The organism is Amycolatopsis sp. NPDC048633, from assembly GCF_040650695.1.
In the GTDB taxonomy this organism is placed as follows: Bacteria; Actinomycetota; Actinomycetes; order Mycobacteriales; family Pseudonocardiaceae; genus Amycolatopsis.
In genome coordinates, this window is record NZ_JBEZHS010000028.1 from 83,289 (window position 1) to 97,328 (window position 14,040).

At 73.2% G+C, this 14,040-nt stretch carries 12 protein-coding genes; 8 read left to right on the forward strand and 4 right to left on the reverse strand.

Annotation, left to right across the window (positions count from 1 at the left end; genetic code table 11):
• Positions 1–13: 13 nt before the first annotated feature.
• The 6 genes from AB0C38_RS36135 to AB0C38_RS36160 all read left to right on the forward strand — a co-directional run bounded on the left by AB0C38_RS36135 (position 14) and on the right by AB0C38_RS36160 (position 6,057).
• The gene (locus AB0C38_RS36135) at positions 14–865 is read left to right on the forward strand and encodes a class I SAM-dependent methyltransferase (RefSeq protein ID WP_360682203.1); all 852 of its coding nucleotides are present in this window, start codon (positions 14–16) and stop codon (positions 863–865) included.
• Positions 862–1,773, forward strand: a complete 912-nt coding sequence (locus AB0C38_RS36140; protein WP_360682205.1) for a GNAT family N-acetyltransferase — start codon at positions 862–864, stop codon at positions 1,771–1,773. The genes AB0C38_RS36135 and AB0C38_RS36140 overlap by 4 nt, the downstream gene beginning before the upstream one ends.
• Positions 1,774–1,793: 20 nt before the next feature.
• Positions 1,794–2,714 (forward strand): GNAT family N-acetyltransferase, encoded by a 921-nt coding sequence (locus AB0C38_RS36145; RefSeq protein ID WP_360682206.1) that lies wholly within the window; start codon positions 1,794–1,796, stop codon positions 2,712–2,714.
• Between the two features lie 192 nt (positions 2,715–2,906).
• Entirely contained in the window at positions 2,907–3,596 is a 690-nt protein-coding gene (locus AB0C38_RS36150) for an ABC transporter ATP-binding protein (protein ID WP_360682208.1), read from the forward strand.
• Complete coding sequence (locus AB0C38_RS36155; RefSeq protein WP_360682210.1) at positions 3,593–5,488, forward strand: YhgE/Pip domain-containing protein; 1,896 nt, start codon at positions 3,593–3,595, stop codon at positions 5,486–5,488. The genes AB0C38_RS36150 and AB0C38_RS36155 overlap by 4 nt, the downstream gene beginning before the upstream one ends.
• Positions 5,485–6,057, forward strand: a complete 573-nt coding sequence (locus tag AB0C38_RS36160) for a TetR/AcrR family transcriptional regulator (RefSeq protein WP_360682212.1) — start codon at positions 5,485–5,487, stop codon at positions 6,055–6,057. Before AB0C38_RS36155 ends, AB0C38_RS36160 begins: the two co-directional genes overlap by 4 nt.
• 173 nt (positions 6,058–6,230) lie before the next feature.
• Here AB0C38_RS36160 and AB0C38_RS36165 read toward each other — a convergent pair whose 3' ends face one another.
• From AB0C38_RS36165 to polA, 3 genes are all read right to left on the reverse strand, one after another.
• Positions 6,231–7,841: a trypsin-like peptidase domain-containing protein gene (locus AB0C38_RS36165; protein ID WP_360682214.1), complete on the reverse strand. Its 1,611-nt coding sequence runs from the start codon at positions 7,839–7,841 to the stop codon at positions 6,231–6,233.
• 126 nt (positions 7,842–7,967) lie between these two features.
• Entirely contained in the window at positions 7,968–8,501 is a 534-nt protein-coding gene (locus AB0C38_RS36170; protein ID WP_360682216.1) for an EF-hand domain-containing protein, read from the reverse strand.
• A gap of 197 nt (positions 8,502–8,698) precedes the next feature.
• A complete protein-coding gene (gene polA / locus AB0C38_RS36175) occupies positions 8,699–11,449 on the reverse strand; it encodes a DNA polymerase I (protein ID WP_360682217.1) in 2,751 nt (916 codons plus the stop codon).
• A gap of 62 nt (positions 11,450–11,511) precedes the next feature.
• Here polA and AB0C38_RS36180 point away from each other — a divergent pair, with 62 nt between their 5' ends.
• A complete protein-coding gene (locus tag AB0C38_RS36180) occupies positions 11,512–11,952 on the forward strand; it encodes a hotdog fold thioesterase (RefSeq protein ID WP_360682219.1) in 441 nt (146 codons plus the stop codon).
• A gap of 3 nt (positions 11,953–11,955) precedes the next feature.
• Positions 11,956–12,927, forward strand: coding sequence for a LysR family transcriptional regulator (locus AB0C38_RS36185; protein WP_360682221.1), 972 nt, complete (start codon positions 11,956–11,958; stop codon positions 12,925–12,927).
• On the opposite strand, the gene AB0C38_RS36190 is transcribed toward AB0C38_RS36185, so the two are convergent.
• Positions 12,893–13,705, reverse strand: coding sequence for a prolyl oligopeptidase family serine peptidase (locus tag AB0C38_RS36190; protein ID WP_360682223.1), 813 nt, complete (start codon positions 13,703–13,705; stop codon positions 12,893–12,895). The genes AB0C38_RS36185 and AB0C38_RS36190 overlap by 35 nt on opposite strands.
• Between the last annotated feature and the right edge of the window lie 335 nt (positions 13,706–14,040).

Here is a 14,040-nt window from a genome sequence, read left to right on the forward strand (position 1 = left end):
GGAGACCACCATCATGCCACCGGAGGAGCCGCCCGCGCCGGGGCGCCACGACGCGGCCGAGCACCGGCTGGGCACCACGGCCGTCGCCTACCGCGAGGTCGGGGGCCCGGAAGCGGCCGCCGCGAACCTCGCCTGGTGGGACGCCGACGCCGACGACTACCAGGCCGAACACGGCGGGTTCCTCGGCGACGCCGACTTCGTCTGGTGCCCCGAGGGCGTGCGGGAGGCGGACGCGCGGCTGCTCGGCGACGTCCGCGGCAAGCGCGTGCTGGAGGTCGGCTGCGGGCAGGCCGCGTGCTCGCGCTGGCTGGCGGCGCAGGGCGCCCGCGCCGTGGCGACCGACCTGTCCGCCGGCATGCTGCGCCACGCCCGCGAGGGCAACGAGCGCACCGGCGCCGCCGTCCCGCTGGTGCAGGCGAACGCCGAGTACCTGCCGCTGGCGTCCGGGAGCTTCGACGCGGCCTGCTCGGCCTTCGGCGCGATCCCGTTCGTGGCCTCGGTGGACGCCGTCTTCGCCGAGGTGCACCGGGTGCTGCGGCCGGGCGCGCCGTGGGTGTTCTCGGTGACGCACCCGATGCGGTGGATCTTCCCGGACGACCCCGGCCCGCAGGGGCTCACCGTCACCCAGCCGTACTTCGACCGCACGCCGTACGTGGAGGTCGACGACGAGGGCACCGCGACCTACGTCGAATACCACCACACCCTCGGCGACTACGTGCACGCGCTGGCCGCCGCCGGGTTCACCCTCACCGACCTGGTCGAGCCCGAGTGGCCGGAGGGGCACACGCGGGTCTGGGGCCAGTGGAGCCCGCTGCGGGGCCGGCTCTTCCCGGGCACCGCGATCTTCCGCACGCGCCGCTCGTGAACCCCCTGGAAAGGGAGCAGAACGCCCGGTTCGCCGCGCTCGACCCGCTGCTGCCGCCGATCGCCGCCCCGCCGGCGGTGAGCGAGCCGCTGGTGGTGACCACCGGCGGGCGCCGGGCGGGTGGCCTGCTGACGCACGTCGTGCACGCGCCGGGAGCGTGGCCGGCGCTGTGGGGCCCGCTGGAGATCTGGGACCTGACCGCGGTGCCGGGCGACAGCGGCGCGGCGGGCCTGACCGCGCTGTTGGGGGCCTGGCGCGACCGGATGCGCGGGACGCGGCCCGACCCGGACTCGGGCTGCACGCTGGCCTGGCCGAGCCGCGACGCCGAGGCGTCGGCGGTCCTGCTGGCCCACGGCTTCGCGCCGATGACGTGCCTGGCGGTGCGGCTCCCCGCGCCACCCGCGGACGAGGGGCCGTCGCGGGTGACCGTCCGTCTCGCCGGTGAGGGCGACGTCGAGGCGCTCACGGACCTGCGGGTGGCGGAATGGCAGTACACGTCGCTGGTCGGCACCGCGGTGCCGCGAGCCGGTGCACGGGCGCTGCTGCGCGCGGAGGTCGTGCGCGCGCTGCGCTTCAGCGGCCTGGTCTGGATCGCGGAGGACGACGGCGTCCCGGTGGGCCTGGCCGCGTGCGTCCCGACCTCGCCCGCGCCGGGCGACGGCATCCACGGCCGGCTGCAACCGGGCCGCTGGGGGTACGTCGACACGCTGTCGGTCGCGCCCGGCGCGCGCGGCGCCGGCGTGGGCCGGGCCCTGATGGCGGTGGCCCATCGCGGGCTGCTCCTGCCGGAGGTGCGCGGTACGTTCCTCTTCTACCACCCGGCGAACCCGCTCTCGCCGGTGTTCTGGCACCGGCAGGGCTATCGTCCACTGTGGACGATGTGGATCCGGCGACCCGCCTGGTCCTGATCGACGCACCAGGGGGGTCCATGGACATCGCCGAGCCGCTGCTCGCCGCGAACCGCGCGCGGTTCGCGGCGGTCGACGCACTGCTGCCGCCCGCCGCGCCCCCCGCCGTGGGCCGGCGGCTGGACGCCGCGACCGCGGACGGCACCCGGGTCGCCGGCGTCCTCCAGCGGCACCGGCTCGAACCCGGCGACGTCCCGATGCTGTGGTCGGCGGCCGACACCTGGCAGCTGTTCCCGTACTTCGGCGACACCGGCACCGAGGGCGCCGGCCTGCTGCTGCGCCGGCTCCAGGACGCCGTGGAGGACGAGGAGGTCGGCGACGACTCGTCGTGCGTCGTCGTCTGGCCGAGCCGCGACGCCGAGGCGGTCCGCGCCTTCCTCGACCACGGCCTGGTCCCGCTGGGCGCGCTGGGCGTGCGCACCGGTCCCCCGATCGAGGCGGACCCGGCGGTGGCCGTCCGCCGCGCGGGGCCCGGCGACTTCGCCGCGGCGCTGGAGCTGGCCACGGCGACGTTCGACTACACCGGCCTCGTGGCCGCGGCCCGCCGGACCAACACGGCCGAGCTGCTCGCCCCCGCGCTGCGGGAGGCGCTGGCCGAGGACGAGCCGCCGGTGTGGCTGGCCGAAGAGGACGGCGAGGTCCGCTCCCTGGCGCACTGCGCGTGGGTCGACGCGACCGACGGCAACGAAGCGGGCGAGCTGCTCCCCGCCGGGCGCTGGGGCTACGTGAACAACGTCGTGACCGCGCCCGGACGCCGCGGCGGCGGCCTCGGCCGGGCGCTGATGGCCCACGTGCACCGGGAGCTGCACCGGGGCGGCGCCACCCGCACCTACCTCTACTACAACCCGACCAACCCGCTGTCCTCGGTGTTCTGGCACCGGCAGGGCTACCGTCCACTGTGGACCAGCTGGGAGGTTCGGCCGGCCTCGGCGCTCCGGTAGCGCGGCTCGCTCTCCCCCACCCGGGGCCGCCGGGCGGCGGCGCGGCTCACGGAATGCGAAAGTCGGCCACGATGCGGACTCCCCGTGTCACCCACGGGTGTGACGTGCGTCCGATGATCTTGCCGTACCCCTCCGCGAGGGCTAGCTTTTGAACTGACCGGTCAGTTCAAAAGTTCCGACGCTGGAGTAACCGTGCAGGTCCGAGCCGATCGGGTGTCCCTCGAAGGGCACCACGGCCCCTTGTTACCGCCCACCTCGCTGACCGTCGGCGAGGGCGACCTGGCGATCGTGCACGGCGAACCCGGCGTCGGCGTCACCGCGTTCGGGCTGGCCCTGGCCGGGCGGCTGAAGCCGACCACCGGCACGGTGCACGCCGAAGGAACCGACGCCGGGCTGCCCGAGCTCGTCGCGGTCGTCGACGCCCCCGGCGTCAGCGAGCCCGACGACGCCCTCGCCCTGCGCGTGGTCGTCGGCGAGGAGCTGGCGCTGGCCCACCGCCCGGCGGGCAAGGAGGACGTCGCCCGCTGGCTGGCCGAGCACGACGCCGCGCCGTTCGCGGGCGCGCGGTTCGAGAACCTCGCCCCGGCCCTGCGCACGCGGCTGCTCACCGAGCTGGCCGCCGGGCGCAAAGGCGTGCGGCTGCTCGTCCTCGACACCCCCGACCGGCACACCAGCGACGTCGGCAGCTGGGCCGAGCTCGCGCGCGAACAGGCCGAACGCGGCCTCGCCGTCGTCGTCCTGACCGCGACGACGCCGCTGTCCGCGCTGCCCTTCACGCCCGCGCGCCTCGGCTCGGCCGAGCAGCCCGAGCCGCAGCACCACGCCCCCGAACCCGCCCCCACCGAAGAGCTCCCCGAGAGCACTGACGGAGTCCCCGAATGAACGCCTTCCGGATCGCGCGCAACGAGCTGCGCCGCCTCTCGACCGGCACGATGCCCAAGCTCGCGCTGGTCGCGCTCGTGCTGGTGCCGTTGCTCTACGCGTCCTTCTACCTCTACGCGAACTACGACCCGTACGGCCGCCTCGACAAGCTGCCCGCCGCCGTCTTCACCAGCGACAGCGGCGCGAAGGACGCCGGCGGCCAGCAGCGCAACGTCGGCCGCGAGGTGACCGACGAGCTGGTCAAGTCCGGCACCTTCCAGTGGCACGAGGTGTCCGAGCAGGAGGCGCGCGACGGCGTCCGCGACGACAAGTACTCGTTCGCGATCGGCATCCCCAACGGCTTCTCCGCCGCCCTGCTGGGAGTCGGCACCTTCCAGCCGCAGCAGGCGACGATCACGCTGACGACCAACGATGCCAACAACTACCTGTCCGGCACCATCGCGAAACAGGTGGCCGAACAGGTCCGCAAGACGATCGCGGAGAAGGTCGGCAGCGAGGCCGCGGACCGGTTCCTGGTCGGCTTCTCCACGATCTACGCCAAGATCCAGGAAGCCTCGACCGGTGCGTCCCAGCTCGCCGACGGCGCCAACCAGCTGAAGTCGGGGCAGCAGCAGCTGGCCGACGGCGCCGCCAAGCTCGCGGACGGCTCGTCGACGCTGGCGACCGGCCTGGGCACGCTCAAGAGCAGCACCGCGGAACTGCCGTCGCAGACGCAGAAGCTGGCCGACGGCGCTTCGCAGGTGGCGACCGGGGACCAGAAGGTCGCCGACGCGGCGTCGGTGGCCGCCACGGCGTCGTCCGGCATCCAGGGCAAGCTCGACTCCTACCGCACCCAGCTCGTGACGGACCTGCGCGACGCCGGCGTGCCGGAAGCCCAAGTCCAGGCCATCGTCGCCAAGGCCGACCAGCTGCGCTCCCCCGTCGACCAGGCCAACACCACGATCCAGCAGGCCAACGGCGACCTCGCGAAGCTGGCCGACGGTGCCCGGCAGGTCTCCGACGGCGCGGCCAAGCTCGCCGCCGCGTCCCCGCAGCTGACGAGCGGCATCGCCCAGGCGTCCGACGGCGCGAACCAGCTTCGCGACGGCGCCGCGAAGCTGAACGACGGCGAGAAGACCGCCGTCACGGGCACGAACCAGCTCGCGGACGGCGCGGTGAAGCTGCGTGACGGGCTTTCGGCCGGGCTCAAGGAGATCCCGAACCCGGACGACCCGACCCGCTCGGCGACGGCCAACACCATCGCCGACCCGGTGGCGGTGAACGCCAACGGCGAGGCGTCGGCGGGGACGTACGGCGCCGGTCTCGCGCCGTTCTTCATCTCGCTGGCCACCTGGATCGGCGCGTTCGTGCTCTTCCTGCTGCTGCGCCCGCTCTCGACGCGCGCGCTGACCGCGGGCGCGGCACCGTTCCGGGTCGCCGTGGGCGGCTGGCTGTCGTCGGCGCTGCTCGGCATCGCGCAGGTGGTCGTGCTCTTCGGCGCGGTGACGTGGCTGGTCGGCATCCACATCGCGCACCCGCTGGGCGCGATCGGGTTCGCCGTGCTGGTGTCGCTGACGTTCACCGCGGTGGTGCACGCGCTCAACGCGTTCTTCGGCGCGGTCGGGAAGTTCCTCGGGCTGGTGCTGCTGGTGCTGCAGCTGGTCAGCGCGGGCGGGACGTTCCCGTGGCAGACCATCCCGGACGCGCTGTACCCATTGCACGTCGTGCTTCCGATGGGCTACGCCATCGACGGCTTCCGCCACCTGTTCTACAGTGGCGCCACCGTGCAGATCCTGGGTGACATCGGAGTGTTGCTGGCGTACCTCGCCGGCGGGATCCTGGTGTCCACCCTGGCCGCGCGCAAACGTCGCGTTTGGACGGTGTCGGCACTCAAACCCGAGCTGAGCCTGTGAGCGGCGGGACGAAGCAGAAGCTCTTCGAGGCCACCTTGCGGCTCTCGAAGAGCCGGGGCCTGGTCGGCCTGACGGTCGACGACATCGCCGCCGAGGCCGGCGTCGCGAAGGGCACGGTCTACTACAACTTCGGCTCGAAGGACGGCCTGGTCGACGGGCTCCTGCGGTACGGGGTGGACATGCTCGCCGGCCGGCTGCGCTCCGCCGTGACCGACGCGGATCCCCTCGAAGTGATCGAGGCGCAGGTCGACACGACGCTGGAGTTCATCGCGACCTATCCGGGGTTTTCGCAGATCCTGGTGAGCGAGCTGTGGCGGACACCGGGCCAGTGGCACGGCACGCTTTCCCTGCTGCGCGAGGAGATCATCTCGATCGTGAAGCACCAGCTCGCCCGCCTGGAGGAGGCCGGCCGGCTGCCGGACGGGGTACAGATCCCGACGGCGGCGGCGGGCCTGTTCGGCACGATGCTGGTGGTGGCCTTGGACTGGCAGGTGTTCGGGCCGCAGCGGACGCGGGCCGAAGTGCGGGAAGCGGTGATGGTGCTGATCCGCGGCCTCGGCCGCCGCTGAGCCGGGCCTCGCGGTGCGCCGGCCGCCGCCCACCCGGGCTGGTGCGCCGGCCGCCGCCCACCCGGGCCCGCGGGGGCGCCCCCGTTTTCCACGCTACCGGCCGGCACCGACAGTTCCGGGTCGGGCGAAGAGCGTGCGGCCGATGACAGTCCGGGTCGCGGGCGGGCGGAGCGCTAGCCGCGGTCTTCGATGCGGGCCCGGACCGCGGCCGCGTACGTGTCGACCGCCGTGGCCGCCGCCGTCAGCTCGCAGGGGCCGTCGATCAGGAGTCTCTTCGCCGGCACGTACGCCTGCTCCAGCTCCGGATCGCCCGCCAAACCCTGCTCGCGCGCGAGTTCGTTGTCCGCGGCCAAGCGCGCCCGCAGCTCCTCGCGGCGGGCGACCAGACCGTCGAGCACCGCGCGCTGGCGGCGGCCGTCCTCGACCGCCGGGGCGACCGCGTGCTCGTGGCCACCGATGTGCTTCTCGACCCACTCCGCGTCGCCGTCGACCTCGGCCGACCGCAGCTGCTTCAGCGCGCCGCGCAGCCGCTGGGCCCGGGCCGGCAGCATCGCGACGCCGGTGAACCGGGTCGCCACGCGCAGCTGGTACGCCTCGATCTCGGCGAGCTCCTCCACGGACTGGGTCAGCACGTCGAGGCGGCCCGCGAGGTCGTCCGGCGCCGGGCGGGCCCCGAGGGTGCTCGCCTGCACCGCCGCGACGCCGGGCGAGGACTCCTCCCGGAACCCGAGCAGCAGGCGGATGCCGAGCTCGGCCGCGCGGCCGGCGAGCGGGGCCAGCACCTCGCCGACGAGCCGGTCGGGTTCGGCGGAGTCGTCGATCGCGTCGATGACGAGGGTGCGGCCCGCGACACCGGTCGTGAGCCGGTCGGCGATCCGGTGGCGGACGGCGTCGGCGGTGCGGCCGGTGGCATCGACGGCGAGGTCGACGCTGCCCGCCGGCGGCATCTCGCCGAGCGTGGGCGGCAGGCCGGGCACGCCGAGGGAGCGTTCGCGGTCGGCGAGGACGATCCCGAACCGCAGCGCCGCGGCGACGGGCGAACCGGCCTCCCCGGTGTCGACCACCCAGACGGTGCCGGGCTCGGCCTTGGCGAACCAGTCGGCGACGCGCTGCACGAAGGAGACGTCGACGGCTTCGCCCACAGGCCGCGAAAAACTGGCGTCGACGGCCGGGCTGCCCGAGGTCCAGATGCTCAGCTGGGGCAGGTGCCCGAGCATGGTCTCGACCGGGATCATCCAGGTGCCGGTGTCCTTGCCGACGACCACGCCGACGACGTGGCCGGTCGCCTCGTCGAGCACCGCCGTGCCACCGAAGCCGGGGCCGATCGGTTCGGCTTCGGCGGTGCGGAACAGCCGGACCCACTCGCCGCCGGCGCTGCCGGGGTGCTCGGGGCCGCCGAGCCGGGCGTGGATCCAGCGGCCGACCGAACCCGGCGGGAAGCCGAAGGCCCGGACGAGCTGGTGCTCGCCCAGCGGCATGCGGTGCAGCGGAGCGCGGAAGACGCGGGATTCGGGCCGTTCGAGGCGCAGCACGGCGAGGTCGCCGCGACCGCCGCCATCGGAGGGCACCCAGCAGCCTTCGACGACGGCGGCGGTGCCGGGCATCGCCTCGGCCAGGCCGACGAAGTCGACGCTCAGCGCGGACCGCGGACCCCCGGCGGCTTCGACGACGTGCGCGCTCGTGAGGACGTGGTACTCGTCGAGCACCGTGCCCGCACCGCACACCCGGCCGAGTTCGTCGTGCAGCCGGACCCGCCAGCGTCGTCGCTCACGCTCGAACCCCATTCGGCGGACCCTACGCCGTGATCGCCTTGCCTCGGGCGCCGACCTCCCTACCCAGCGGTAATGGCTCACCCGAACGGACTCCGCCGTTCGTCGCAACGCCTGGGGACTCCGGTGCCGGTGAGCGGGTCAGACCCGCCCGAACACCCAGCTGCCGGGCGCGGCCGGGTCGTCGCCGGCCCAGAACTCGTACCAGTGCCCGGTGAACTCCGCGTGGGAAAGCCTGCCGTCGCCGTCGAGATCGAGACGCGCGAAGACTTCCTCGGTGGGCGTGTCGACGCCGCTCCACGCCGCGATCAAGCGGTGGTACTCGTCGGCGGAGATGGCGCCGTCACCGTTTTCGTCGACGGCTTCGAACATCGCCGCGGCGGTTCCCGTGACGGCGCCCGACATCTTCGGGAGCTCGTCGACGACGCCGAGGACCTCGTCGAGGGTCACCTTGCCGTCGCGGTCGCGGTCGGACGCGTCGCGCAGCGTCGCCCACCAGCCCATCATGATGGCGGCGAGCTGCTCCCCTTCGGGCGTGCTGCCGTCGGTGCCGCGGAGGTCGAGCCATCTCGTCGTGAGCGCCCGGAAGTCGGATTCGGTCAGGTAGCCGTCGTCGTCGGCGTCCATGGCGCCGAAGACGCCGGAAATCTTGCGCCGCTGGAAGTCGGTGGCCATGTGCTGGTCCTTCCGGCCGGGCCCGGGTTGGGCTGTTCGGGCCACCCAGCATCGTCGTGACGACCAGTCCCCGGCGCCGTCCGGCCGAGTAGATCCGCGCCACGACCCGGTGATTCGCGCGGCGACACTCCGTAGGCGCCCGGACGCGAACGAACCCCGCACCAGGCGGCGCGGGGTTCGTCGGAAACGGCGAAGCGTCAGTGCGCGGCGTCGTTCCAGGACCGGCCGTAGCCGACCGAGACCTCCAGCGGCACCGCCAGCTCGTAGGCCGACCCCATGCCGTCGCGCACGAGCTTCTCCAGCTCGTCGCGCTCGCCGTCGGCGACCTCGAGCACCAGTTCGTCGTGGACCTGCAGCAGGATCCGGCTCTTCAGCTTCGCCTCGACCAGCGCGCGGTGGACGTTGAGCATCGCGACCTTGATGATGTCGGCCGCGCTGCCCTGGATCGGGGCGTTCAGCGCCATCCGCTCGGCCATCTCGCGGCGCTGACGGTTGTCGCTGTTGAGGTCGGGCAGGTAACGGCGGCGGCCGAAGACCGTCTCGGTGTACCCGTTCTTCGCGGCCACGCCGACGACCGAGTGGAGGTAGTCGCGCACGCCGCCGAAGCGGTCGAAGTACGCCTCCATCTGGGACTTGGCGTCGTCGGTCGAGATCCGCAGCTGCTGCGAAAGCCCGTACGCCGACAGGCCGTACGCGAGGCCGTACGACATCGCCTTGACGCGGTAGCGCAGCTCCGGCGTGATCTCCTCCGGCGGCAGCGAGAACGCCCGCGACGCCACGAACGTGTGCAGGTCCTCGCCGCTGTTGAACGCCTCGATGAGGCCCTCGTCCTGGGAGAGGTGCGCCATGATCCGCATTTCGATCTGGCTGTAGTCCGCGGTCATCAGCTCGGTGAAGCCCTCGCCGACCACGAACGCGTCGCGGATGCGGCGGCCTTCTTCGGTGCGGACCGGGATGTTCTGCAGGTTCGGCTCGGTCGAGGACAGCCGCCCGGTGGCCGCGATGGTCTGCAGCAGCGTCGTGTGGATGCGCCCGTCGTCGGCGACGGCCTTGATCAGGCCCTCGACGGTCGTGCGCAGCTTCGTCGCGTCCCGGTGCTCCAGCATGTGCTGCAGGAACGGGTGCTCGGTCTTCTCGAACAGGCCCTGCAGCGCCTCGGCGTCGGTGGTGTAGCCGGTCTTGGTGCGCTTGGTCTTCGGCATGCCGAGCTCGTCGAACAGCACGACCTGCAGCTGCTTCGGCGAGCCGAGGTTGATCTGCTTGCCGATCACCGCGTACGCCTCGTCGGCCGCCTGCGTCACGCGCGAAAGGTAGTGCGCCTCGAGCGAGGTCAGCTGCTCGAGGTCGACGGCGACGCCGGCGATCTCCAGCGCCGTGATGACCTCCAGCAGCGGCAGCTCCAGCTCAGCGAGCAGCCGCGCGCCGCCGATCTTCTCGAGCTCCTTGTCGAGCGCGCCGGCCAGCTCGAAGATCGCGCGGGCCTTGACCAGCTCCTCGTCGATCTCCTTCTGCTCCAGGCCTTCCGCGCCGCCGTCGAGCAGCGACAGCTGCCCGTCGCCGCCGTCGGTCTCCGAGCGCAGCTCGCGGTGCAGGTACCGCAGCGCGAGGTCGTCCAGCTCGAAGGTGCGCTGCCCGGGCCGCACGAGGTACGCGGCCAGCGCGGTGTCCATGGCGAGCCCGGCCAGCACCCAGCCGCGGGAGTGGATCGCGTGCAGCGGGACCTTGAGGTCGTGGCCCGTCTTGCGGATCTTGGGGTCGGCGAACCACGCGGCGAGCGCCGCGTCGTCGGCCTGGTCCATCGCCGTCACGTCGACGTACGCGCCTTCGCCGTCGGCCGACGCGAAAGCGACCGCGCGCAGGTCGGACCGGACCGACGTGCCCACGGTGCGGAACGCCAGCGCCACCGGCTCGCCCTCGCCCGCGTGCGCCGCGAGCCACGCCGCAAGGGCGCCCGGCGCGAGCGCGGATCCCGAGACCTCGAAGCCTTCGTCGGCCTCCGGCTCGGCGCTCTGCAGCGTCGCGAACAGCCTGTCCCGCAGGACGCGGAACTCCAGCTCGTCGAACAGCGCATGCACGGCTTCGCGATCCCACGGGCGCAGCTCCAGCCCCGACGGGCCGATCTCCAGCTCGACGTCGCGGATCAGCTCGGTGAGCTGGCGGTTCAGCTGGACCGAGCTGAGGTGCGCGCGCAACGCCTCCCCCGCCTTGCCCTTGACCTCGTCGACGCGGTCGATCAGGTCGTCGAGCGAGCCGAACTGCTTGATCCACTTGGCCGCGGTCTTCTCGCCGACGCCGGGGATGTTCGGCAGGTTGTCCGACGGGTCGCCGCGCAGCGCCGCGAAGTCCGGGTACTGCCGCGGGGTGAGCCCGTACTTCTCCTCGACGGCGTCCGGCGTGAACCGCGTCATCTCCGAGACGCCGCGCTTCGGGTACAGCACGGTGACCTGCTCGGTGACCAGCTGCAGCGCGTCGCGGTCGCCCGTACAGATGAGGACGTCGAAGTCTTCGGCCGTCGCCTGCGTCGTGAGCGTGGCGATGATGTCGTCGGCCTCGAAGTTCTCCTTCGTCAGCGACGGGATGCCGAGCACGTCCAGCACCTCGCGGACGAGGTCGACCTGGCCGCGGAACTCGTCCGGCGTCGCACTGCGGTTCGCCTTGTAGTCGGCGAACGTCTCCGAGCGGAACGTCTTGCGCGAGAGGTCGAACGCCACCGCCAGGTGGGTCGGCGTCTCGTCGCGCAGCAGGTTGATGAGCATCGACGTGAACCCGAAGACCGCGTTCGTGACCTGCCCGGTCTTGGTCTTGAAATTCTCGGCGGGCAGCGCGAAGAAGGCGCGGTAGGCCATCGAATGGCCGTCGATCAGCAGCAGCTTCGGCCGCTCCGTGCCGATTCCGGTGGCGGTCGTTCCTGTGGCGTTGGCAACGGTCGTCTTCTCACTCGGGCTCACGGGCCCGAGTCTAGGCTGAGGGTCCGACACTCTTACGTGTCGCATAGGAACAGGAGCTTTGCGTGATCGAAAGTGCCGCCCCCATCGACGTGGACCGGCTGTCGGGCATCGACCCGGCCGCCGCGGACCAGCAGCTGAACGACAAGGTCGGCATGAAGCTGCTGGAAGCGACCGCCGAACGCGTGGTCGGCACGATCCCGGTCGAGGGCAACCTCCAGCCGTACGGCCTGCTGCACGGCGGCGCCAACGCCGTGCTCGCCGAAGCGCTGGGCTCGACGGTCGCCGCGCTGAACGCGGGCCCGGACCGCGCGGCGATGGGGCTGGAGCTGTCCTGCACGCACCACCGGGCCGTCCGCGCGGGCACCGTCACCGGTGTCGCGACGCCGCTGCACGTCGGCCGCGGCACCATCACCGCGGAGATCGTGCTGACCGACGACGAGGGCCGGCGCACCTGCACCGCCCGGCTCACCTGCGTCGTCCGGGACCGCCCGCCGGGCGCCTGAGCCGTGGACCTCGACCTCGCCCAGGTGCGGGCGTTCGTCGTCACCGCGGAGCAGCGCCACTTCGGGCGCGCGGCCCAGGCGCTGTTCCTCACCCAGCAGGCGTTGTCGAAGCGGATCCGGAAGCTCGAGGACACCCTCGCCACGCCGTTGTTCCTGCGCACCAACCGTTCGGTCGAGCTCACCGCCGAGGGCGAGCGCTTCCTCCCGCACGCGCGCGAGCTGGTGCGGGTGGCCGACGCGGCGGTGGCCGCCATGGGCGCCGAGGACCGGCCGCTGCGCCTCGACGTCGTCGACTTCCGGCTGTCCCCCATGTTCCTGCTGCGCCGGCTCGCCGCGCGGGAGCCGGCGCTGCGGATCGACCGGGTCGCCGGCGGCGGGTTCGCGAACGCCGTCGAGCCACTGCTGTCCGGCCACCTCGACGCCGCCGTCGGCCGGGTCACCGGCTTCGGCGGGCCGCTGCCCGAAGAGCTGGAGCACCGCCCGATCCGGCTCGAACCCCTGGTCGCGCTGCTCGCCCCGGAACACCCCCTGGCCCAGCTGGCCGTGTTGCCGCTCGCCGAGCTGCGCGCCGACGGGATCTGGCTGCCCGGGTCCGGCGGGGCCGCCGAATGGCTGTCCTACCTGCAGGCGATGTGCGCCCGGTTCGACGTGCCGATCGACGACTCCGGCGTGAGCTACGACCTGCGGCACACGCTCGAGCAGACGCGGTACGGCAAGCGGCACGTCACCCTCGCCGGCGCCGACATGGAGCTCGCGCCCGACCTCAACCTGAAGGTGCTGCCGTTCGAGCCGTCCCCGCTGTTCCCGTGGTCGCTGGTCTGGCGGCGCGGGAAGCCGCACCCGGCGCTGCGGCGGCTCCTCGCCCTGGCCGGGCGCACCAGCCGTGAAGAGGACTGGTGCGCCTACGACCCGGAGCACGCCTGGCTGCCGGAGGAGGACCTCAGGCTGGCAGCCGCCGCGCGAACCACTCGCTGAACGCCGCGTCGACGCGGGCCGCGTCCGGCGTCTGCGGGGCCGGCTCGAGCCCCGGCGCCTCCGCGAAGTCGTGGGCCATGCCCTCGACCGTCACCAGTTCGGCCCGGTCGCCGAGCTTTTCGCACAGCGCCGCGGCCGGCTCCCGGATCGCGATGTCGTCGCCGGAGCCGGTCACCAGCAGCAGCGGGGCCGTCAGCTCGGCGGCCCGGCTGACGTAGTCCAAGCGCGCCGCGGCCGTGCGAGATCGCTCGGTCCAGGTGTAGGTCACGCCGAAGCGCCGTTCGTTGGCGGTGATCACCGGGGCCAGTTGGACGACCGGGCTGACGACCGCGGCGGCCGCGATGCCGGCGTCTCCGCGAGCCAGCACCTCCAGCGCGACGGCGGCGCCGGCCGAGCCCCCGAACACCCCGAGCGGGCCGTCGGCGCCCGGCAGCCGGTCGCGCAGCTCGGCGAGCGCCGCCGGGAACTCGCCCGCCGCCTGGTCGGTGACCGGCGCGTAGATGTTCAGGACGGCGTCCTCGCTCGCCCGGCGGAAGACCTCGTCGTAGCCGCCTTCGGGCAGCCGTGCCCCGCTGAGCGGGAGCCCGAAGTACACCCGCCACGCCTGCAGCCCCGCCATCGGCAGCGCCGCCGCCATTGCTCGTTCACTCGCCGGCGCGTCCATCAGGTGCCAGCCGGCCACCAGCGCCGCCGGCGCCCCCGGGTCCCTCGGCGGCACCGCCACGAACGGCACTCCCGCCGCGACGCCCTCGACCACTTCCCGCTCCGCGATCCGCATCCCGCTCTCCCTGTCTCTCGGCTGTGTCCCCAGCCAACCGCCGGGTGGCGGGGCGGGTCCAACAGCCGTTCCGGCGCCCACGACAACCGCTGGTTGTGACCGTGGTGCCCGAAGAGGCGGCCGTTCGGGCAGACCTGCCGGTCCCGGTGAGCGGGGGTGGTCCGTTCGGCCGCCCGAACCGGACGTAAGGTGCATCCCTACGGCGGTGCCCCCCTCGCGAGGCCCCCGCCAGGGTGAACAGCGGATCGCCGGGAAACCGGCCACGCACCGGCCGCCGAAATGGGCGATGACATACCGGTGAAACACAGCTGTCACCCATTCGCCAAACGAGCGCC

Bases quoted from the DNA above. Each gene is read 5' to 3' on its own strand.
- AB0C38_RS36155 (WP_360682210.1), top strand. From the start codon at position 3,593: ATGAACGCCTTCCGGATCGCGCGCAACGAGCTGCGCCGCCTCTCGACC.
- AB0C38_RS36135 (WP_360682203.1), top strand. From the start codon at position 14: ATGCCACCGGAGGAGCCGCCCGCGCCGGGGCGCCACGACGCGGCCGAG.
- AB0C38_RS36165 (WP_360682214.1), bottom strand. From the start codon at position 7,841: ATGGGGTTCGAGCGTGAGCGACGACGCTGGCGGGTCCGGCTGCACGAC.
- AB0C38_RS36145 (WP_360682206.1), top strand. From the start codon at position 1,794: ATGGACATCGCCGAGCCGCTGCTCGCCGCGAACCGCGCGCGGTTCGCG.
- AB0C38_RS36170 (WP_360682216.1), bottom strand. From the start codon at position 8,501: ATGGCCACCGACTTCCAGCGGCGCAAGATTTCCGGCGTCTTCGGCGCC.
- AB0C38_RS36190 (WP_360682223.1), bottom strand. From the start codon at position 13,705: ATGCGGATCGCGGAGCGGGAAGTGGTCGAGGGCGTCGCGGCGGGAGTG.